This window comes from Thermomicrobiales bacterium, from assembly GCA_037045155.1.
Classification (GTDB): domain Bacteria; phylum Chloroflexota; class Chloroflexia; order Thermomicrobiales; family CFX8; genus JAMLIA01.
In genome coordinates, this window is record JBAOIG010000005.1 from 842,955 (window position 1) to 862,901 (window position 19,947).

Below are 19,947 nucleotides of genomic sequence, written 5' to 3' on the forward strand. Positions count from 1 at the left end.
CGATGACACGACAGCGCTACCCGGGACGGGGCTGGCCACTCGGAGCGCACTGGGACGGTCGCGGCGTGAACGTGGCTGTGTATTCCGAAGAGGCGACCGGGGTTGACCTGTGCCTGTTCGACGATGCCGGCAACGAGGAGCGGACGCCGCTCTATGCAGGGCTCCAGAACGTCTGGCACGCGTGGCTACCCGGCATCGGCCCCGGACAACGATATGGATTCCGCGCCACTGGCCCGTACGAACCGATCAATGGTCTGCGCTATAACCCCAACAAGCTGTTGGTAGACCCATATGCGCGCGCGCTGTGCGGCTCGGTCGACTGGGGCGCGCCGATCAACGGATATCGGCACGATGACCCCGCGCTCGACCTGTCGTTTGACGAGCAGGACGACGCCCATGGCGTGCCGAAAGGGGTCGTGATCGACCCTGAGTTCGACTGGGACGGCGATACGCAGTTGCGTATTCCCTGGCAGGACTCGATCATCTACGAAACCCACGTCAAGGGGTTCTCTCAGCAGAACCCGGCGGTCCCCGAGCCTCTGCGCGGCACGTATGCCGGCCTGGCTCATTCTGCGTCCCTCGACTACCTCACCAGTCTCGGCATCACTGCCGTCGAGCTCCTGCCGATCCACCCGAGCGTCGACGAACAGCGGCTCTACCAGATGGGCCTGTCGAACTACTGGGGGTACAACTCGCTCTGTTTCCTCGCGCCCGATGGACGATACAGCAGCGCCGGAAGCTGCGGTGAACAGGTGCGCGAATTCAAGGCGATGATCAAGACGCTGCACCAGGCAGGAATCGAGGTCATCCTCGATGTCGTCTATAACCACACTTGCGAGCACAACGAGTTCGGCCCGACGCTCTCGCTGCGGGGGCTGGACAACCCGACCTACTATCGCCTCGTTCCAGGCCGCGAACGGTACTATCTCGACTATACCGGCACCGGCAATTCGCTCAACGCACAACACCCCCAGGTGCTGCAGCTCATTATGGATTCGCTGCGCTACTGGATCACCGAGATGCACGTCGACGGCTTCCGGTTCGACCTGGCCGCCACCCTGGCCCGCGAGCTGTACGACGTCAACCGGCTCAGCGCCTTTTTCGACATCATTCACCAGGATCCGGTCATCTCACAGGTCAAGCTCATCGCTGAGCCGTGGGATGTCGGCGAGGGCGGCTACCAGGTCGGCAATTTCCCGGTGCTGTGGACTGAGTGGAACGGGAAGTACCGCGACACCGTCCGCCACTTCTGGCGTGGCGACGCCGGCCACATCGACGAGCTTGCCTACCGGCTCTCTGGCAGCAGCGACCTGTACGACGAGGCCGGCCGCGGCCCGTTGGCCAGCGTCAACTTCGTCACCGCCCACGACGGGTTTACGCTCGCCGATCTCGTGTCATACTCAACCAAACATAATGATGCAAACGGCGAACACAACCGTGATGGCGCCGACGACAACATCTCGTGGAACTGCGGGGTGGAGGGGCCGACGGACGACCCGGAGATCCTTGCGTTGCGGGCGCGGCAGCAGCGCAACTTTCTGGCGATGCTGTTGCTGTCCCAGGGTGTCCCGATGATTCTGGGCGGGGACGAAATCGGCCGGACCCAGATGGGCAACAATAACGCCTATTGCCAGGACAACGCGACCTCGTGGTACGACTGGGATCTCAGCCCGGCGGACGAGGCGTTGCTGGATTTCACCCGGCAGATCATCGACTTTCGCAAGGAACACCCCGCGCTTCGCCGGCGTCGATTCTTCCGCGGCCAGCACCACGAGGAGCATGGCACAGCGACCGATGTCGCCTGGCTCCGGCCGGACGGGGCCGAGATGGCGCACGATGACTGGAAGATCGGCTGGATCCGCAGCCTCGGCGTGCTGATTCCCGGCGACGAGGTGCACGATGTCGACGCGCTGGGGCGTGACCTGGTCGACGACGATCTCCTATTGCTTATCAACGCATCCGATGTCACTGAGTCGTTTCACTTGTCGCTCGCCGATTTCCCCCAGGGCTGGGAGATTGTCATCGATACGACGGTCGGCGCTCGGTTTCCATATCCGCCCGTCGCCGCAAGCCAGGTCGATGTCCCGGCCCGGTCGCTCGTTCTGCTCCGCAAGCATCACTGGGCTGGGTAAGCCCAACGAGGAGGTTCTTGATGTATGCCCGCGTGATCTCCGTAACGATCCAGCCAGGGCATGAGGATGACCTGCTGGACACCACGACATCGATGGTTCTGCCGGTCGCGCGCGAACAGGCCGGGTTTGTCGATGCGGTGGGATTGTTCGACCCCTCGACAGGCCGCATGATGTTCATCACCCTCTGGGCGGACGCGCACTGCCTCGAATCGTCCGAGGCGAGCGGCCACGTCTCCTCCCAGTTGGCGCGCGTCGCCCCGTATCTCAAAGGGCCGGCGGTTCGCGAGACGTTCGAGGTCGTCATTCCCCCCGCCGGCCAGGTACCTCAACCGAGCTGATCCTCGATGGCCTGCTTGGGCAAACAGTCTGATGTCGCGACATGGGCGGTCGCAGTGGTGACGGTTTCGAGCCACTGGGCGATCTCGGCCGGCGAGCGTAGCCGCACGAAGGCGGTCCGCGACCAGCGCGGGTCGGTCAGCGCCTGCGCAAACGCCCGGCGACGAGTTCCGTGGGTCCGAACCATGTAGGCGAGAATCGACCGGTCGGGGTTCCACACCGAGAGCGCGTTGCGCAGGTTCTCCCGGTTTCCGTTCCATAGCTCCTCGCGAAGAACGACGCGTCGCCCGGTGCGCCACGAGACGCGCCACAGCACCGTCATCAGCGGCAGGTCCAGCCAGACAATCGTGTCGGCCAGCGGCCAGGAGATGTGTTGCTGCTTGCTCGTGTAGTTGCCGGCCATGATCCATGCTTCCGCGGCGGTCGCCGCAGAAATCCGAGCGCGAAAGATCGCCTCGGTCGCCGGAACCCAGGCTGGCTCCCAGTGCAGCGCATCGAGCTCGATGAATGGCCGGCCAAGCCGCTGGGCAAGCTGCTCGCCAAGCGTGCTCTTGCCGCTACCCGAACCACCGATGATGATGACTCTCTGGCCGATTGTCTGGCGCACTCGGGGCCTCACGTTGGTCGGTGATGATCCATCGTCGGAGCCGAAGACGATAACAAAAGGCGATGGTCAGCGGCGCAGGCGTCCGGGCGGGAGGCGATTCAGAAACGCGAGGTCGACCGCGGCCCAGATCGTTTTCGAGATCGGATAGAGAAAGAATGGCAGGACGATGTTCAGAATAACGCCGCCCAGGATGAGCCGCCAGACCGGGATATCCGGCCAGGTGGAAATGACGATCGCGACGAGCAGGGCAGCAAAGATGAGCTCGGTCAGGACGATGTTGAACGCCATCGCGCCGACCCAGTAGCCTTCTTCGTGCTCGAAGCTCCAATCGCAGCGTGGGCAGCGACCGACCATATGTGTCCAGCGCTGGAACAGCTTCCCACTGCCACAGACCGGACAGCGCATCGTGACCCCGCGCCACAGCATGACCAACTCGTTCATTCTTCTCCTCGCTGCCTCGCCCGGCGAGCCCATTCCATCTAAATGGTACTGGCTCGGGCCAGTGCCGCGGCCCCTGACCTTTCCTGGCCAGTCGGACAGGCCCGGAGCGTGCCTGTCGGATGATGGCGCGGCCGCGGGCGCCCACTAGACTGGTAGAGGTCGGCAGGCCGGCGATGTCGCCGGAGGACGCAATGACGCGGCCGACATGGAGACGAAGGAGAAGCCTCGGCAATGGATGCAACGATGATGAAGTACGTCGTCAACTACACCCAGCAGGAGCTGGCGCGAGCTCGCGGTCAGTCCGCCTGGCGGACCTTGTTCAAGACCAGGTAACCGCGCCATCGGCTCACGGCAACGATCTCGCTCATCCCCGAAGAACGCCCGGCCAGCAGTGGCCGGGCGTCCGTATGCTTGCAGGAAGAAGGATGGGGGCGCCGGGCGTGGGTTCTGGACGACGCGGAGCGGGGGTCGTTGCGGCGTTGCTGCTGGTGGCGGTGACGCTACTGAACGTTGCCATCTCGCGCGGGGTGTTCCTCTATGGCGACGACACGCTGATGTTTCAGGTGACACGGAGCATCGTTGAGGATCGCGATGTCCGTGTGACGTCGCCGACCTGGAACGAGGTGGCAGACAACCCGGCACTCGACACTGCCGGATTTACCGCGGCGTCAATCCCCGGTGTCGATGGCGCTCGCTACGCCAAGTACGGCGTCGGCCAGTCGCTGGTGGCGATCCCGGCCTTCATCGCGGGAACGCGCTGGATCTCGCGCTTGCTGGCGCTGGACATCCGCGTCGATGCCTGGGGCAATGAATACACCGGGACGCCGATCTATGCCGTCGGCCTGGTGAACGCGCTGATTGGCGGGATGACGGTCGCCCTGTTGTTCCTCCTGTCGGTTGCGCTCGGATACCCCCAGCGGACGGGATTCGTGCTGGCCGGCCTGCTGGTGACCGGGACGGTGCTGTCGCACTACGCTGCCTCGTTTCTCAGCGAGCCGTTGTCGGCGCTGTGCCTGACGGCAGTGGTCTACGGGATCGTGCGCGCCCGGAATGCCGAGTCGGCGTCGGGCTGGCTGGCGCTCTCTGGCTTCGCGGCCGGCCTGGCGCTTGCGACGAAGATCGCGCTTGTGGTGGCGGTGATCGCACCGGGACTCTGGCTGCTCTGGTTGCTCTGGCAACGTGAGCGGGGGGAGATCCGCGCCGTGGGGCGGATGTGCCTGGCCTGGGGCGCCCCGGTGGCGCTCTGGCTGGGCGTGATCGGCGCGTATAACTGGCTGCGGTTCGGGAGCCTGACCGAAACAGGCTATGGCGCTGAGGCGAACGCATACACGACGCCGTTGCTGGATGGGCTGGTCGGTCTGCTGTTCTCGCCCGGCAGGGGGCTGTTCTGGCACGATCCGCCATTGCTGCTGGCGTTTGTTGGCGCAGTCTGGTTTGGCCGGCGGCATCCGGGGCTGGCGTTGACGATCCTCGGGATGCTGGCGGGACTGCTGCTGCTCTACGGCCGCTACTACGCCTGGTGGGGAGGCGGCGTCTGGGGGCCGCGCTTCCTCGTGCCGCTCCTGCCTCTGTTGCTTCTGCCGGCCGCCGAGGTGATCGAGCGCGCCTGGTCGGGACGCCGCTGGGCGGTGGTTAGCGTCGGCGCGGTGGCGATTCTCGGCGCGATCGTCACAGCGCTGCCCATCCTCGTGCCGTTCGACCGCTACGTTGCCGCCTACATGTCCTCGCCCGAGATGCTGCGCGAGGCGCTCTGGACGGTGAGCGGCTCGCCGATCGTCGTCGCGGCCCGCGATGTGCTCGACGGGCACGTTACGCTCGACATCGCGGCAATGCGCTACGGAGATGGACGCCTTGTGGTGGCATCCGTCGTGGCTGGGGCGCTGGGACTGGCGCTGCTGATGCTTGCGGGTCTGCGGGTCATGCGCGAGGAAACCGGAGACGGACCTCGCTAGCTAGCGCCGAGAGATACGACAGCATTGTCGCGATGAACAGGATAATGCCGGCGTTCTCCAGTGTTTCCTCGACGCCGACCATCAGCCGGTAGGGCATGTTCTCGACGCCGTGCAGTGTGTCGTAACGCGCCTCGAAGCTCTCCACGATGAGAGCGCCAAACACGAAGACCGTCGCCGCGACGACGACGCGCCAGCGGGTGGCCGGCGGCAGATGAAACAGGAACCGTAGGTACGCGATCCCGACCAGCGCGACGAGTGCCGCCGCCGGGATCACCCAGGCGTAGGCGAGAAACCCGCCGGTGTCGAACATCGCGTGGAGCGTATACGACGTGTGGCCGTGAACATCCGCGGCATCATCGATCGACATGGCGAGAAAGATCAACGCCAGAACAACCCAGTGGCGGGCGTAGCGGTCTCCGGAGGCGCGCTTGCCGGCGGCGATGATGGTGAGGACGCCGGACGCCAGCAGCAGAAGCGTTACCGAATACCAACTCGGGATCGACACCTCATCCCACATGTCAAACAGCACATAGAGATCGTTTGCGCCGAAGAACGTCAGGCCGAACACGTAGCGATTGAGCGATGTCAGCAGATGCGCGACGAGCAGGAGGCCGGCAGTGGCCGACAAGCTCCACACGAGCCGGTTTCGTGGGATCACCAGCGTCAGGTCGCCTGCCTCGACCCGCGCCTTCGCGTCGATTGTCACTGCTCCCCCCTTCCCCTCTGGCCTCGTAGATCGTAGCAGGGCGGGGGATGGGAGGACGGGGGGCGTGGCGGTGCAGGGTTCCTGGCTCTGTCCGCTTTTCAGTCATCCTGAGTACAGCGACCAGCGTGATCTGTCATGTCGTTAGGTACGGCAAGCCCCCTTCCCTCTGTCATCCTGAACGGAGTGAAGGATCCGTTTTCCCGCATGGAAACCCAGAAACGGGGAGGACGGATGTTTCGCTCCGCTCAACATGACAGAGGCACAGGTGGCTGTCGACCGGACACTTCATGGTAGTCGCTGTACTGAGTGCTCCGACCAGCGTGATGTGTCAGGTCGGCAGCCAGTCCCGTGTCTTGTCATGTATCGTCCAGAGGGCGTCCGGAGCGAAACAGCCGTCCTCCCCACTGCTGGGCGTACAGACGAGGGAAACGGATCCTTCGGCTGCGCGGGCGCCCTCTGGGCAGAGGATGACAGAGAGATGGGGTGGCGGCCGCAACCAACAATCCGACATTTCACGCTGGTCGGGCCACTCAGTACAGTGACTAGCATGATGTGTCAGGTTGGCAGCCTCCCCGCACCTTGTCATCCTGAGGCCGCAGCCGAAGGATCTCTCCTGCGTCTGAATGCATCCAGCATGAGGAGATGCTTCGCTGAGGCTCAGCATGACAAACGGCCGGGGTGGCTGTCGCACCACAGTACAGGACACATCACGCTGGTCGCTGTACTGAGTACAGCGACTAGCATGAAGTGTCCAGTTCAGGGACCGGATACAGCCGGCGCAATTTGATGCGTGCGTGCTCCACCATGAAGTGCCATTGCACCGGTTTGGCGCGGCTGTTGCGCCGGGTTGTCCAGGCATCAACCGCCTGCTGCAAGTCCGTCGGCGTGGGGATGCGCTGATCCAGACATTGGCGCACCAGCGCACTAAACTCCAGTTCGGCGATGTTCAGCCACGAAGCATGCTTGGGGGTGTAATGCAGTTCCAGCTTGTCGCGAATGCGCTTTGCCTCCCGGGGCGGGAACGCCGCATAGAGTGAGTGGTCGGCATGGATGTTGAGATTGTCGAGCACCACCACGATCCGCTCCGCCGTCGGGAAGACCTCATCGACGAGATGGCGCATGGCGACGGCCCAGTCGACCCGGGTGCGCCGCTCGGTGACGGTGATGCCTCGCTGTCCAAGATGGGGCGCACACCAGAGAAAGAGGTTGGCACTGCCGTGGCGGATATAGGCCGGATCTTCCCGCAGCGCGTGACCGGGTCCAGCTGGCTGACTGGGACGGACATCGCCCCGGAGTGCTTTGCCACTCTCGTCAAAGCAGACTAGTGGACGCAGTGGGTCGATCGGTCGAGCATAGACGTCGAGCACATCTTCCATGGCTGCGACGAATCCCGCATCAGGCTTCCCGGACAGACACCAGCTGCGTTTCAGCCACGGCTTGAGGACGTTTTTTTAAGTGTCATGCGGACCGTCTCCGGGCACACCTGGGGGACAATCTCCTGCTCCACCACGGTATCGGCCAGCAAGCGCAGCGTCCAGCGGGCAGCACCCGCTGGTGCAGGACTACAAGCAAGCGTGGTCAGCCGGGCTTCCGCTGCGCCATCAAAGCGTCGCCGATAGACCCGTGTCGAGGGACGTCGCCCCAGACTGGCGGCCAGACCCTCACGACAGCATCGTTCCCGGAGTCGCGCGACCGTCCGGGGACTGCATTCCAGTGCCTCCGCAATCTGGACATCGGTCCACCGTGGTCCGGCGATACTGGCATCGGCTTTGAGCAGGATGCGGGCGCGTTTAAGGCGCCTGGCATGGGCGGACCCTGTCTCAATGAGCTGGCGCAATTCCGTTCGTTCCGCTGCCGTCAGCCGTACCACGTGTTGCTTATTACTCATGCCAGACCCTCCCGCTGGTGCACACAACTGCGTTGCATCCCATCAGCCAGTTCTGTGCCAACAAGTCACTTCATGCTAGTCGCTGTACTGAGTGCATCGACTAGCATGATGTGTCAGGTTGGCAGGCTCCCCGCATCTTGTCATCCTGAGCCGCAGCGAAGGATCTCTCCTGTGTCTGAATGCATCGAGCCAGGGGAGATGCTTCGCTGCCGGGCGCCCTTTGCGCAGAGCATGGCAGGGTAATTGGAAGGCTATCGACGTGACACATCATGCTAGTCGCTGTACTGAGTGCTTCGACTAGGATAAAGTGTCAGGTTGGCAGCCTCCCCGCACCTTGTCATCCTCTGCCCGGGTGCCCCTGGGCGATGGCGCCCGCGCAGCCGAAGGATCTCTCCTGCGTCTGAATGCATCCAGCCAGGGGAGATTCCTCGCTGCGGCTCGGAATGACAACGAGCGGTGGTGGCTGTCGCACCACAGTACTGGACACTTCATGCTGGTCGGAGCACCCAGGATGACTGATAAGCAGATTGGTGATCGAGAGCGACTACCCGGCCTGTTGCTCCCGGACGACCTCTCCGAGAATCACGATGCCCTTCTGGATCTCGGCGTCGTCATTGAATGAATAGGAAAGCCGGAGGTTGCGCTCCCCGCCGCCATTGGCGAAGAACATGAGTCCCTGCCCGACGCCGACGCCGCGCTTCATCGCCGCTTCGGCCACCGGGCCGCAGGTGACCCCTTCCGGCAGGGTTAGCCAGATGAAGAAGCCGCCGGCCGGAGTCGTCCAGGTCGTGCCTTCTGGCATCTGCTCCGCCAACGCCTCCAGCATGACGTCGCGGCGGTGCTTGTAGAGCGGGCGCAACTCGGAGATATGCTCCTGAAGAGCGCCGGATTCGCAGAACTGGGCGGCGATGTGGTTGGTGAAGGCGTTCGCCCCGGCGTCGCTCTTCAGCCCGGCCAGCCGAGCAAGGATCGGGGCGTCGGCGACGCACCAGCCGAGCCGGATGCCGGCCGCGATGGTCTTCGAAAACGTCCCGCAGTACATGACCAGCCCCTGATCGTCGAGCGAGTACATCGTCGGGATCGTCTCGCCATCGAAGCGCAGGTCGAAGTAGGCGTCGTCCTCGAGGATCGGTAGCCCGTGCTTCTGGGCGAGCGCGACGAGCGCCTTGCGCCGCTCCAGCGAGTAGGTGATGCCGGAGGGGTTCTGGAACGTCGGGACGCAGTAGAGCAGCTTGGCGCGCTTACCCTCGGCCTCGATGGCGACGAGCGTGCGTTCCAGCTCCGCAATGTCGATCCCCTCGTCGTCGAGCGGAACCTCGCGGACTTCGGCGCCGAGCGCTTTCGCTCGCCAGATCGCGCCCATGAACCAGGGCGCCTCCGCGATCATGACATCGCCGGGGTTAAGGAAGAGATCGAAGATGAGGGCGAGCGCCTGCGACGATCCATTCGTGATCAGAATGTTCTCGACGCCGGCCTTGATGCCCTGATCGCGAGCCAGCTTCTTGCTCAGCTCATCGACCAGCTCGGGGACGCCCGAGCCGAACGCATAGGCAAGCGCCCAGTCGCCGTCGCGCTCCAACGCGATGCGGGTGGACTCGATCAGATCCTGGATCGGCAACGAGGCGGGGTCGGGGTAGCCGCCGCTGAGGGCGATCACGTTCGCGACCGCGCGCGGATCCATACCGACCCCTCCCGCCCGCGAACGTCGGGCCAGGTCGGAAAACAGCTCCTCGATGTTGCCAGTTGCCGGTGTCGTCGCCATCTGCTCCTCCAGTGTAGGTGTCGGCCAGTGTTTGGGGACAATACACGGTCTCGGACGATTGGGGAAGAGGAATGTCCACCGCGCGGGTATGCTACGCGGGGATGAGGGACGGGGGACGGGGGACGATGCCGATCTATGTTTATGCGTGCGCAAGGTGCGATATCGTGCTGGAGGAGCGGCGGCCAATGGAGCTGGCCGATTTCCCGCCGGTTGAATGCCCCGTCTGCCACGAGCTATGCGAACGACAGATGGCGGCGTTCAGCATTAATCGCGGGGCTACCGAGGTAATGCCGGACTCCAAGGCCGGCCATCCTCCCGGCTGCCCATGCTGCGCCGGCCTGCGCTATCCTGCCAGCGGAGACGCCTGAAGGATCGGGCGAGGAGGGGACGACGATGAGCGGTGGATACCCGGACGGGGCGATCGATTCGTTGCCTCGAAACCAGCTTCGCGCGCTCCAGTCGGAGCGCCTTGCGTCGATTGTGCGGTGGGCCTACGATCGGTCGGAGTTCTACACGCGGCGCTTCGACGACTACGGGATCAACCCGAACACGATTCAGAGCGTCGATGACGTGGCGACGCTGCCGTTTACCGTCAAGGGAGACTTCCGCGAGCATTACCCGCTCGGGATGCTGGCAGTCCCGCGCGAGCAGCTGGTGCGGGTGCAGGTATCGTCCGGCACACGGGGCACGCTGACGGTGGTTGGCTACACGAAGCGCGATATCGCGACCTGGGCCGAGGTCTGCGCGCGATCGTTGGCGCTGGCTGGGACACGGCCGGGAGACATTGTCCAGAACGCGTTCAGCTATGGGTTGTTCACCGGAGGCCTCGGTCTGCACTACGGCGCAGAGCGGCTGGGCGCGGCGGTGATACCGGCGTCGGGCGGCAACACGTTGCGGCAGGTGACGCTACTCCGCGATCTCGGCGCAACCGTCCTCTGCTGCACCCCATCCTATGCGTTGATCATTGCCGAGGTGCTGGAGCGCGAAGGGGTCACGGCCGATGAGCTGGCGTTGCGAGTCGGGGTGCTCGGCGCAGAGCCATGGTCGGAGGAGATCCGGGTCGAGATCGAAGGAACGGCTGGGCATCCACGCGATCGATATCTACGGGTTGAGCGAGGTGATCGGGCCGGGCGTCGCCTGCGAGTGCGCTCATGCGCGCGACGGGCTCCATCTGATGGAGGATCACTTCCTGGCCGAGGTCATCAACCCGGCCACCGGCGAGCTGGTCCCAGATGGCGATTTCGGAGAGCTGGTGCTGACGACGCTCAGCAAGGAGGCGATGCCGGTCATCCGCTACCGGACCGGAGATATCTCGGCGATCATCGATGCGCCGTGCGATTGCGGGCGGACGCACCGGCGGATCGCCCGGCTGCGCGGGCGGCTCGACGACATGATCGTCCTGCATGGGGTCAACGTCTACCCCTCCGAGGTCGAGGCGACACTCCTGGAGTTCGACGAGGTTGCGCCGTTCTACCAGATCATCCTCGACCGCGACTCTGGGCGCGAGACGATCCAGGTGCAGGCGGAGATCACTCCGCAGTACGCCGGGTCGGCAACTGCCTCGGACATGGCTATTCTGACTAATCAGATAACCCGGATCCTGAAGAGCCGATTCGACCTGACGATGGGCGTGCGGCTGCTCAAGCCGGGCGAGCTGGGCCGAATGGAGAACGACAAGGCGGTTCGCATCGTCGATCGACGAACCGGCTAGCGGCCGGCAGAAGGGAGCATCGACCGTGACCCAGCTGGAATCCGACGTCCTCCTCGCCGAGCAGAAGGGCGGGGTGCTGATTATTACGCTGGATCGGCCCGCGACGCTGAACGCGCTCAACCGGGCACTGCTGCTCGATCTGCTCCGGGCATTCGAGCTGGCGGCAACAGACGATAGCGTGCGCTGCGTCGTGCTGACCGGGGCGGGCCGGGGATTCTGCTCCGGCGCGGATCTGTCGGACCTTGGCACGCAGTACGAGGGACCGGAGCCTCCCTCGCTCGGCGCGTATGTCCGCGAGCTGTACAGCCCGCTGGTGCTGGCAATTCGACGGATCGAGAAGCCGGTGATCGCGGCGCTGAACGGGATCGCGGCCGGCGGCGGGGCCAGCCTGGCGCTCGCCTGCGATCTGCGGATCGCGTCGGACCGCGCCAGCATCGCCGAGCTGTTTGTCCGCATCGGCCTGCTGCCCGACACCGGCGGGACGATCATCCTGCCGCTGCTGGTCGGGCTGGGCAAGGCGGCCGAGCTGGCGTTCAGCGGCGCGCGGATCGGCGCGGCGGAGGCGGAGCGAATCGGCCTGGTCAACCGCGTCGTGCCGGCCGACGATCTCGTGCCAGCGACGCTGGCCTGGGCCGCCGAGCTGGCTGCCCTGCCGACCCGCGCGATCGGCCTGACCAAGCGCGGCTTCAACGCGGCCCTGCTGCCGCACCTGGAGCAGCACCTCGAGCTGGAGGCCCAACTGATGGACGAGGCCGGCCGCACGGCAGATCACCGCGAGGGCGTCCTGGCGTTCCGCGAGAAACGCGAGCCGAAGTTCGTCGGGGCGTAAGGGATGGGGGACGAGGGACGAGGGACGAGAGGTGACGTAGGGACAGGACCCGGCCTGTCCGCGTCCGCAGACGCCCTCTGTGCCATGTCGCCCAACCCCGCGCCAGAGAAGGACGCGCCATCCGGATTCCCGATTCCTGATCCCTTAAGGATCGGGAATCGGGAATGGGGACGACAAGCGAATGGAGACCGCAACGAGTGACGTAGGGACAGTGCCTCTGGCCTGTCCGCGCCCGCAGGCGCCCTCTGGGCTGTACAGACACAGACCGGAGATAGTCAGGGAGTCGCTGTTGGATCGTCGTTCAGCTGGTAGATGATGCCCTCATGGAGGAGGTACTTCGGATCGGGCCGCCCACTGGATCCGCCGATTGTGCCATCCGGCAAGACGTACTGGTGAACAACGGCGATTTTGTCCCCCGTAGCGTGCAGGTAGGAGACGATCTGCGAGCGCGTACCTTCTGGATGACCGTACGGTGGGGGGTTCGGGGTTTGATTGCGCTTGACAATCATGCGAAACTCGCCGTCACGCGCTCGCTCCCAGTAGCGACCTTCATTGAAAAGTCGGCGAAGGTGTTGTGCTGGCACGCGACGGGAAGGAAAGCCCCCGATGGTCATCCGCGTCGATTCTCCTTTTCGAGCCCTGATCGAGCGCTATTTGCTCGATGAGATCCCGTTCCTTGATTTCGAAGAACGATTCGTCGTTGCCACATGGGATAGTGAGAAGCTCGGCGATCCTGACCTGACCAGACTGGTGGATGCTGTTATCTGTCTGCTGGTCGATTTTCGCGATGGCCGGATTACCGATGACGAGTTTCACTCTTCCCTGTGGGCCGCGATTACCACTGGCATCCACGGCGAAATACTATCCCGCATCACGCTCTCGGGTTCCTCCGCAACTGAGCCGAAAGATGAATCTCAGCCATCGGGAACTACGACGTGTAACGTTGGTACACCACTCGTAGCGGCACTTTCGTGACGAATCGATCGTCGAGCTTCACGGTGAACCAGTAGAGACCAGCGCCGCTAATCGGATAGTCACCGAGATAGAAGGTGAAGTGCGCGCCGCGATCCTCGCCCTCGAAGTGGACTGGTAGCGTCAGCGGATCTCCAGCGACCATGCCCGAAGGCGACTCGATCTCGACGACGAGCGTGCTACTCCCACGCGCCTGACCCGCGCGAAACGCGATCACGAGTGACATAGGGAATGTGATTACAGGCATCTCGACAGGCGCGTCCGGCCCACGTTCGACGTGGACGAGGCGGTCGATTGCGCGAATGAAGCTGTGGACTCCGTCTCGTTCGATCATCTCGCGCTCGCAAAGGAACGCCCAGGCGAGATACGGCCCGCCATAGTCACGGGTTGGGGTAACCGATTCATTCATTCTGCATGCCTTTCGGATGTACGTACGTCTTAGATCAGGAATATCACACCCGGGTCGACAGAAAACGTTTTCCCAATCGCAAACCGTTACTCAGTCTGTGCCCGCTCCAGGTTGAGGGCCAGCAAGCGGGTGAGGATCGTTTCGTCGTCGGTTTCGGCCGGCGGCTCGGGCCAGCCGTAGGCCTCCCAGACGGCGGCGTCAAGGCGGGCGTGGGCGTTGGCGAGCCAGGTCGGGCGCTGGTTGTAGAGGTTGGTGAGGGTGCGCTTCTTCAGCTCGGCGGGTTCAGCCCCCTCGGGGTCGAGCCAGGCGCGACGCAGGTCGTCCAGCTTCCCGGCGGCGGCGGCGATGGCGTCGCTCTGGGCGTCGGTCGGACGGGGGCGGGGGAACGTCTCGAAGCAGGTGGTCGGCGTGTAGCGCGGGTCGTTGCCGACGCCGAGCCACGTCCCCATCCGCAGCGACCAGACCTCGTGGGCGCGAGAATGCAGGACGCCGAAGAAGTAGTCGTCGTCGCGGGCAAAGACGATCAACAGGTTTGACGCAAGCGCGGTAGCATCGAGCCAGGTGAAGAATCGGTGTTTTGACACGTGTGGTGTGACAACGTAGCGATTCAGGCCGGTGATCGCCTGTCGCATCTCCGGCCGAGGCCGCCAGTGCCTCCACCAGAAGTCGCGCGCCATCCTCTGCTTGTTCTTCAGCCGAACCGGCTTGACATGCATTCGTGCGTACTCGAATGGCGTCTCGTAGAGCGCTGCCTCGGCTTCGTCGAGATCCACGCCAAAATCAATGATCCAGCGGTTGGCAGATCGGCCAGCGAGATCGGAAGCGGTTACGTACGGACGGACGACGTCTGAGTTAGGTCGACCGTTCGGATTCAAGGGCAGCGCCACCCATCTGGCCGCGAACTCGGCACTGATATCGAATGGCCCCGTCGGCTGGTCGCCGGTGAACGAGATGCCCGAGTTCTCTGTCAATCGGCCTGCTAGCGCGAGGTCCACTCCCGATGTCAAAGCGGAAGTAATCGAATTCACCGGTTTACCATCGAGGGTTCGAAGCGTTTCGCCACCATCGTCAAAGCCGATAATTGAGATGCGGACGGCAGCACCGTCGATTACCCATGGTTCGTCATGCCCACGCCATGAAGATATCGCCGGTCGTCTTGATTCGATCGACGACAGTGCGATTCGCGCCACCGCGAATAGAGTTCGTGGCAAGGAGACCGGCGCGCTTGGCCTTTCCCGACTCAATCTCCTGTCGCGTCTTCTCGAAGAAGTAACAGACGAGGTCCGAGAACGGTGGAAGACTACCGGCAAATAACCGATGGAGGTCATCCACATATAGATCCCCCAACTCGGCGCGGAGTCGCTTGCCACCCAGAAACGGCGGGTTGCCGATGATGACGTCGGCGGCCGGCCACGCCGCCTCCCGTGGCTGCTCCGGGTCAGAGCGGTCGAGGAGGGCGTCCTGCAGGCGGATGGCGTCGAGGCTCTCCAGGATCGCGCCGGTCGTCCGCCGGCCGAGCATGCCGTTCTGCTGCAGCCACTGCAGGTAGCCGATCCAGATGACGACGGAGGCCAGCTCGGCGGCGTACTCGTTGATCTCCAGCCCCATCACCTGCCGTGGATGCACCTGGCTGATCATCGCCGAGAGGCCGCTGGTGGCGGCGTAGCGTGAGACCTCCTTCTCCAGATCCAGCAGCGCGACCAGCGCGACGTAGAGGAAGTTGCCGGAGCCACAGGCTGGGTCGAGCACGCGAATCGACGACAGCTCGTCCTGGAACTGGCGGAGGAGCGCGATCAGCTCGGCGCGGCGGGTGTTGGCCGTCCGGGTGGTCGTGGCGGCCTGCCAGGCCTCGCGGAGCGCCTCAGCTTCGGCGCGGACCTCGTCCCACCTCCGGCGCAGCGGGGCCATCAGCACCGGCTCGACGACGCGCTCGATATCGCGCCGGCCGGTGTAGTGCGCGCCGAGCTGGGCGCGCTTGGCCGGGTCCAGCGAACGCTCGAAGAGGGTGCCGATGATCGACGGCTCGATGCTGCTCCAGTCCAGCGTGGCCGCTTCGGCCAGGGCGGACAGCTCGTCGGGCGCGAGCGGGACGACGTCGACCTCGGCGAAGAGGCCGCCGTTGAAGTGGGGGATGTCCTCGAAGGCGACGACGCCGCCATTGCGCATGGCGACGAAGAGGGCTTCGATCTGGGTGGTGAACTCGGCCGGCTTGCGAGCCGAGAACTGCATCAGCTTGGTGAAGACGCGGTTGGGCAGCAGGCCGATGTCCTCGGCGAAGAGGCAGAACAGGAGCTGGACGAGGAAATGGGCGGCGCGGTGCGGGTCGACGCCACGGCCGGCCATCCGCAGGGCGAGATCGCCGAAGTGCTCGGCGACGCCGGTCGTGACCTCCTCGACGGAGATGCCGGGCTTGAGCGCGTCGGGGTCCTCGAAGGCGTTGCGGAGGATGCGTAGGAACTCGGGACGGTCGATCTGGTCGAGGGTGAATTCGTGCACCTGAGTGATCGCGCCGGTGAAGTTGGTGTAGACGCGGAAGCGGTTGAGGTCGCAGACGACCAGCAGGGGTGGATTCTGGAGGTCGTCCTTGTACATGAGGAGCTGGCGATAGGCGACATCGAGGTTGGCGTGGCGGCCCTTGTACTCCCAGGCGAAGTGGTTGAGCATCCAGACATCGGCGAATCCCTGCCCGCCGCCCGCGCGGGTGAGGCCCTTCTCGAACGTGTACCAGCTGCCGGTCGGATCGGCCTCAGCGGGGGTAGGCTGTCCGAGCATGTGGCAGAGGTCGAGGAAGTGCTGCTGCGCCGCCGAGCGCTCCGTCAGCTCGACGTTCCGCCATTTCGCCTGGAACTCGTGAACGAGCATCGCGCGGTCTCCCATGCATCGCTTGCGTCTATGGATGATAAACGAACGAAGGGATGGGGGATGGGGGTGTTATTCGTGGCACTTGGCGTGCTGCAGTCTGGCTGACGAGAGGAGAGTCCAGGATGATGACGGTGATGAGCGAGACGCGGGTGAAGGCCGGCCACGAGGCGGAGTGGGACGCCGCCTACGCCGAGCGCGCCGCCGATGCCAGGACGCAGGACGGATGGGTGGATCTCCATCTGCTTGTGCCGGAGACGGATCCGGCCGCCCGAGTGATCGTCGGCACCTGGCGCGACAAGGACGCCTGGCGTCGCTGGCACCAGACCGAGACGTTCCAGCGCACCCGCGAGCTCCTCGACGGAGCCTCCGACGACCGGGGTGACGACCATTGGTACGCCGTCGTCGAGCAGGAGACGGCGTAGCGTTTAGCCGAGCTGGCCCGAGCGGCACAGCGCGCCGATCAGCGTCAGGATCAGCCGTGTCGCGACGAGCGCGGTGTGGCCGTTGACGTCCATGCCGGGCGCGTACTCGACGACATCCAGCCCGGCGACCTTGCCGCGTGCCGCCAGACCAGCCAGCAGGCCGGCCACCTCCTCGTAGCTCAGGCCGGCCGGCGCAGGCCCGGTGACCCCGGGCGCGACCGCTGGGTCCAGCCCGTCGAGGTCGATCGTGACGAGGTATGGGTGTTCGGTCGGGATCCTGCCCAGTAGCCACTCGACTCCTTGCTGGCGAACTTCCGCGGCAGTCACCAGCAGGTTGCCGTTGTTGCGAGCGTCCTGCACGTCGCTCGGGCGGGCGCTGCCGACCCCGCGCAGCCCGACCTGGACGACCTTGTCGATCCATGGCATCTCGCTCGCGCGGCGGATCGGGCTGGAGAATCCCTCGCGAACGCCGTCCAGCTCGTCGCGGAAGTCGAGGTGCGCGTCCACCTGGACGAGCGTCAGCGGCCCGTGGCCCTCGAATCCGCGGAAGAACGGGATCGGGACCGAGTCGTCGCCGCCAAGCATGATCGGCAGCGCGCCGCTGGCGACGATCTGGCGCGTGGCCGCCGTCGCCTGGGCCGAGTTGCCGGGGATGTCGAGCGGGTCGGCGGCCACGTCGCCGCAGTCGACGATGCGGACGGCGCGCCCATCCAGCAGCGGGCCGTCGAGATCAAAGTCGTAATGCTCGATGAAGCGGCCGTAGCCGAACCTCTGTGACTGCGCCCGTAGCGCTGTCGGCGCGGTGGAGCAGGGGCCGGCCACGCCAGCCATGCCATAGGGGACGCCGTAGGGGATGCCGAGGATGGCGACGTCAGCGTTGAGGTTCGCCAGGTCGCCGGCCAATGGCGCGTTGAGGAAGGTGTGGCCGCCGGCCGGCGGGGTTGTCAGGGGGTTGGGCATGCCATGACTCCTTCGTTACTCCAGCCGCGTGAGGGCTTCGTAGGGACAGGACCCGGCCTGTCCCGCCGTCCGCAGACGGCAATCCCCGTCCCGATGTTGCTCCAGCCGCGTGAGGGCTTCGTAGGGATGCCCGCCGTCCGCAGACGGCAATCCCCGCGTCCCGGTGTGCTTGGCGTCGGCCGAGCGGTCTGGCATCGGCGGGGGAGTGCGCCCATCGCCCAGATGGCGCCCGGGCGCCGGACAGGCCGGGTCCTGTCCGTACGCATCGTTCATCCTTGCGTGGTGTAGCGGTCGCCGTCGCGGGTGAGGCGGCCGTCTTCGACGAGCTTGTCGAGGTTGGCCTGCAGGGTGCTGCGGGCGGCGAACGAGAGGTGGTCGAGGATGCCGGGGTAAATGATCGGCAGCAGCTCCTTCAGCGTCGCCGCGCCGCCCACGACGGCGTCGTAGACCTCCGTCTCGCGCGTCTGCCGGTGCTCGATGTACTCCTCGATCTTCGCCCTTGTGGCCGGGATTACCGGGCCGTGGCCGGGGCAGGTCAGCGAGAAGGGCGCGATTTCGTCGGCCGCCAGCAGCCGTCGAAGGCTGTCCATGTACTGGCGCATGCTGCCGTTCGGCGGGAAGATGCCGACGCTGCCGAAGCCGGAGATCATGTCGCCGGCGATCAGCACCCGGCTCCGCGGCTCGACGATGCAGACATGGCCGGGGGAGTGGCCGGGGGTGAAGATCGTCTCAACGGCGAAGCCGTCGCCTTCGATGGTCTCGCCGTCCTCGATCCAGTGATCGACGACCAGCCCCTTTGCGAAATGCGCGATTTGCGCCCGCTCCAGCGGATGCGCCCAGACCGGCGCGCCGGTTGCCTGCTTGAGCATCGTGGCGTTTCCGACGTGGTCTGGATGGCAATGGGTCAGGACGATCCGGGTGATCCGGGCAAGGTCGATGCCGCTGGCGGCGATCGCGTCGAGCAGCGCTTGCTCGCTACCGTGGTCGCCGGTGTCGACGAGCATCAGCGGGCCACCCTGGTCGACATATCCCAGAAGGAACACATTGGTCGGCTGGCCGGCCATCATCCCGGTGTTCGGCACGCCGAACATCAGAATATCCGGCGCGTCGGTTGGCAGTGTGTCAGTCGTTTCGCCAGCGGCCGGCTCGCGTCGGAAGACACGCGCCGTCACCGGCTCGAAGTGCGGCGCGGCGTCGTCGCGGACCTGGACCGGCAGGCCTTGCCAGCGGCCGCCCTGGTGAAAGCGCGCGTAGCGTTCGTCGTCGCTCACCGAGCCTCCTTCGTCGGGCTGAGGTTATCAATGAAGACCGGCACGTCGAAGTAGCGGATATCAGGAGGCGTGCCGTAGAGCGTGGCCGCCTTCGCCTTCCACTCGTCGGTGTAGACTGCCTCGGCCGCCTCGCGTGACTCCCAGAGGTAGAACCCGCCCAGGTCGGCGCCGTCCTCGGCGTAGATGTATGCCTTGGCATGCAGGCCGGCGCGACCGCGATAGTTGGGCGCGGTCGTCTCGAAGCGGCTCACCGCGTCGCTTTGCGGTATCCCGTCACCATTCCCGAACAGCACCAGCGCGGCGATCATCCTCGTCCCCCTCCTGCCGACAATTCATCTCGTTGCAGGATACCAGCCGTTCAGCCTGCCCGGGCGTACCCCGGACATCGAATGACGGCGTCTCTGCCAGCGCCGCTTCCTCCTCGATACGCGATTGCTGAAACGAGATTGTCACGAACACGAGGGATTGTTGACGGAATTCTCACGTGCTGCCACCCATACTGTCACCGGACATATTCACAGTTCTCCATGCGCCTGGCTCTGGCTCTGTAGTGGTTTCTCGGCGAGGAGGTTCGATATGGCCTCTGCTGCGCGCTCGTCCCGTTCGGACGCAGGCGGCGCGTCGTCCTCGGCGTGTCCCGCGTGCGGAGCGGCGGTCGATTCGTCGCAGGCGTACTGCGATGAGTGT

The 19,947-nt window shown here is 64.9% G+C and carries 21 protein-coding genes; 8 read left to right on the forward strand and 13 right to left on the reverse strand.

Features of this window, described 5'->3' with window-relative positions; all coding sequences use genetic code 11:
* The first annotated feature begins 2 nt into the window (after positions 1 to 2).
* Both glgX and V9F06_14045 read left to right on the forward strand, forming a co-directional pair.
* Positions 3 to 2,132 carry a glycogen debranching protein GlgX gene (glgX, locus tag V9F06_14040; GenBank protein ID MEI2618729.1) on the forward strand — a complete coding sequence of 710 codons (2,130 nt, stop codon included), beginning with the start codon at positions 3 to 5 and terminating at the stop codon, positions 2,130 to 2,132.
* A 20-nt stretch (positions 2,133 to 2,152) separates the two neighbouring features.
* The gene (locus V9F06_14045; GenBank protein ID MEI2618730.1) at positions 2,153 to 2,470 is read left to right on the forward strand and encodes an antibiotic biosynthesis monooxygenase; all 318 of its coding nucleotides are present in this window, start codon (positions 2,153 to 2,155) and stop codon (positions 2,468 to 2,470) included.
* Here the strand turns inward: V9F06_14045 and V9F06_14050 are convergent.
* Positions 2,458 to 3,075 carry a shikimate kinase gene (locus V9F06_14050; GenBank protein MEI2618731.1) on the reverse strand — a complete coding sequence of 206 codons (618 nt, stop codon included), beginning with the start codon at positions 3,073 to 3,075 and terminating at the stop codon, positions 2,458 to 2,460. The two genes, V9F06_14045 and V9F06_14050, sit on opposite strands and share 13 nt — an antisense overlap.
* Before the next feature lie 66 nt (positions 3,076 to 3,141).
* Positions 3,142 to 3,516 (reverse strand): DUF983 domain-containing protein, encoded by a 375-nt coding sequence (locus V9F06_14055; protein ID MEI2618732.1) that lies wholly within the window; start codon positions 3,514 to 3,516, stop codon positions 3,142 to 3,144.
* A gap of 440 nt (positions 3,517 to 3,956) precedes the next feature.
* On the opposite strand from V9F06_14055, the gene V9F06_14060 reads away from it, so the two are divergent.
* On the forward strand, positions 3,957 to 5,468 hold the full coding sequence (locus V9F06_14060) for a phospholipid carrier-dependent glycosyltransferase (protein ID MEI2618733.1): 1,512 nt from the start codon (positions 3,957 to 3,959) through the stop codon (positions 5,466 to 5,468).
* On the opposite strand, the gene V9F06_14065 is transcribed toward V9F06_14060, so the two are convergent.
* From V9F06_14065 to V9F06_14080, 4 genes are all read right to left on the reverse strand, one after another.
* On the reverse strand, positions 5,434 to 6,174 hold the full coding sequence (locus V9F06_14065) for a hypothetical protein (GenBank protein ID MEI2618734.1): 741 nt from the start codon (positions 6,172 to 6,174) through the stop codon (positions 5,434 to 5,436). The genes V9F06_14060 and V9F06_14065 overlap by 35 nt on opposite strands.
* Positions 6,175 to 6,911: 737 nt before the next feature.
* On the reverse strand, positions 6,912 to 7,604 hold the full coding sequence (locus V9F06_14070) for an IS630 family transposase (protein MEI2618735.1): 693 nt from the start codon (positions 7,602 to 7,604) through the stop codon (positions 6,912 to 6,914).
* Positions 7,601 to 8,062: a helix-turn-helix domain-containing protein gene (locus V9F06_14075; GenBank protein MEI2618736.1), complete on the reverse strand. Its 462-nt coding sequence runs from the start codon at positions 8,060 to 8,062 to the stop codon at positions 7,601 to 7,603. The genes V9F06_14070 and V9F06_14075 overlap by 4 nt, the downstream gene beginning before the upstream one ends.
* Before the next feature lie 544 nt (positions 8,063 to 8,606).
* On the reverse strand, positions 8,607 to 9,824 hold the full coding sequence (locus V9F06_14080) for a PLP-dependent aminotransferase family protein (protein ID MEI2618737.1): 1,218 nt from the start codon (positions 9,822 to 9,824) through the stop codon (positions 8,607 to 8,609).
* Positions 9,825 to 9,949: 125 nt separating this feature from the next.
* Between V9F06_14080 and V9F06_14085 the strand changes: the two genes are divergently transcribed.
* The 3 genes from V9F06_14085 to V9F06_14095 all read left to right on the forward strand — a co-directional run bounded on the left by V9F06_14085 (position 9,950) and on the right by V9F06_14095 (position 12,364).
* Positions 9,950 to 10,192 (forward strand): zinc ribbon domain-containing protein, encoded by a 243-nt coding sequence (locus V9F06_14085; GenBank protein ID MEI2618738.1) that lies wholly within the window; start codon positions 9,950 to 9,952, stop codon positions 10,190 to 10,192.
* Positions 10,193 to 10,824: 632 nt separating this feature from the next.
* The gene (locus tag V9F06_14090) at positions 10,825 to 11,535 is read left to right on the forward strand and encodes a hypothetical protein (protein MEI2618739.1); all 711 of its coding nucleotides are present in this window, start codon (positions 10,825 to 10,827) and stop codon (positions 11,533 to 11,535) included.
* Between the two features lie 25 nt (positions 11,536 to 11,560).
* The gene (locus V9F06_14095; GenBank protein ID MEI2618740.1) at positions 11,561 to 12,364 is read left to right on the forward strand and encodes an enoyl-CoA hydratase-related protein; all 804 of its coding nucleotides are present in this window, start codon (positions 11,561 to 11,563) and stop codon (positions 12,362 to 12,364) included.
* A gap of 275 nt (positions 12,365 to 12,639) precedes the next feature.
* On the opposite strand, the gene V9F06_14100 is transcribed toward V9F06_14095, so the two are convergent.
* Complete coding sequence (locus tag V9F06_14100; protein MEI2618741.1) at positions 12,640 to 12,978, reverse strand: hypothetical protein; 339 nt, start codon at positions 12,976 to 12,978, stop codon at positions 12,640 to 12,642.
* Here V9F06_14100 and V9F06_14105 point away from each other — a divergent pair.
* A complete protein-coding gene (locus V9F06_14105) occupies positions 12,971 to 13,339 on the forward strand; it encodes a hypothetical protein (protein MEI2618742.1) in 369 nt (122 codons plus the stop codon). The genes V9F06_14100 and V9F06_14105 overlap by 8 nt on opposite strands.
* Here the strand turns inward: V9F06_14105 and V9F06_14110 are convergent.
* From V9F06_14110 to V9F06_14120, 3 genes are all read right to left on the reverse strand, one after another.
* Positions 13,293 to 13,745 (reverse strand): hypothetical protein, encoded by a 453-nt coding sequence (locus V9F06_14110; protein ID MEI2618743.1) that lies wholly within the window; start codon positions 13,743 to 13,745, stop codon positions 13,293 to 13,295. The two genes, V9F06_14105 and V9F06_14110, sit on opposite strands and share 47 nt — an antisense overlap.
* A gap of 86 nt (positions 13,746 to 13,831) precedes the next feature.
* Positions 13,832 to 14,716 (reverse strand): type IIL restriction-modification enzyme MmeI, encoded by an 885-nt coding sequence (locus V9F06_14115; GenBank protein ID MEI2618744.1) that lies wholly within the window; start codon positions 14,714 to 14,716, stop codon positions 13,832 to 13,834.
* A gap of 151 nt (positions 14,717 to 14,867) precedes the next feature.
* Positions 14,868 to 16,607, reverse strand: coding sequence for a DNA methyltransferase (locus tag V9F06_14120; protein ID MEI2618745.1), 1,740 nt, complete (start codon positions 16,605 to 16,607; stop codon positions 14,868 to 14,870).
* Positions 16,608 to 16,729: 122 nt separating this feature from the next.
* Here V9F06_14120 and V9F06_14125 point away from each other — a divergent pair, with 122 nt between their 5' ends.
* Positions 16,730 to 17,029, forward strand: a complete 300-nt coding sequence (locus V9F06_14125; protein ID MEI2618746.1) for an antibiotic biosynthesis monooxygenase family protein — start codon at positions 16,730 to 16,732, stop codon at positions 17,027 to 17,029.
* A gap of 3 nt (positions 17,030 to 17,032) precedes the next feature.
* Here V9F06_14125 and V9F06_14130 read toward each other — a convergent pair whose 3' ends face one another.
* The 3 genes from V9F06_14130 to V9F06_14140 all read right to left on the reverse strand — a co-directional run bounded on the left by V9F06_14130 (position 17,033) and on the right by V9F06_14140 (position 19,568).
* The gene (locus V9F06_14130) at positions 17,033 to 17,989 is read right to left on the reverse strand and encodes an agmatinase (protein MEI2618747.1); all 957 of its coding nucleotides are present in this window, start codon (positions 17,987 to 17,989) and stop codon (positions 17,033 to 17,035) included.
* Positions 17,990 to 18,258: 269 nt separating this feature from the next.
* Positions 18,259 to 19,260: an MBL fold metallo-hydrolase gene (locus V9F06_14135; GenBank protein MEI2618748.1), complete on the reverse strand. Its 1,002-nt coding sequence runs from the start codon at positions 19,258 to 19,260 to the stop codon at positions 18,259 to 18,261.
* A complete protein-coding gene (locus V9F06_14140; protein MEI2618749.1) occupies positions 19,257 to 19,568 on the reverse strand; it encodes a hypothetical protein in 312 nt (103 codons plus the stop codon). The genes V9F06_14135 and V9F06_14140 overlap by 4 nt, the downstream gene beginning before the upstream one ends.
* Between the last annotated feature and the right edge of the window lie 379 nt (positions 19,569 to 19,947).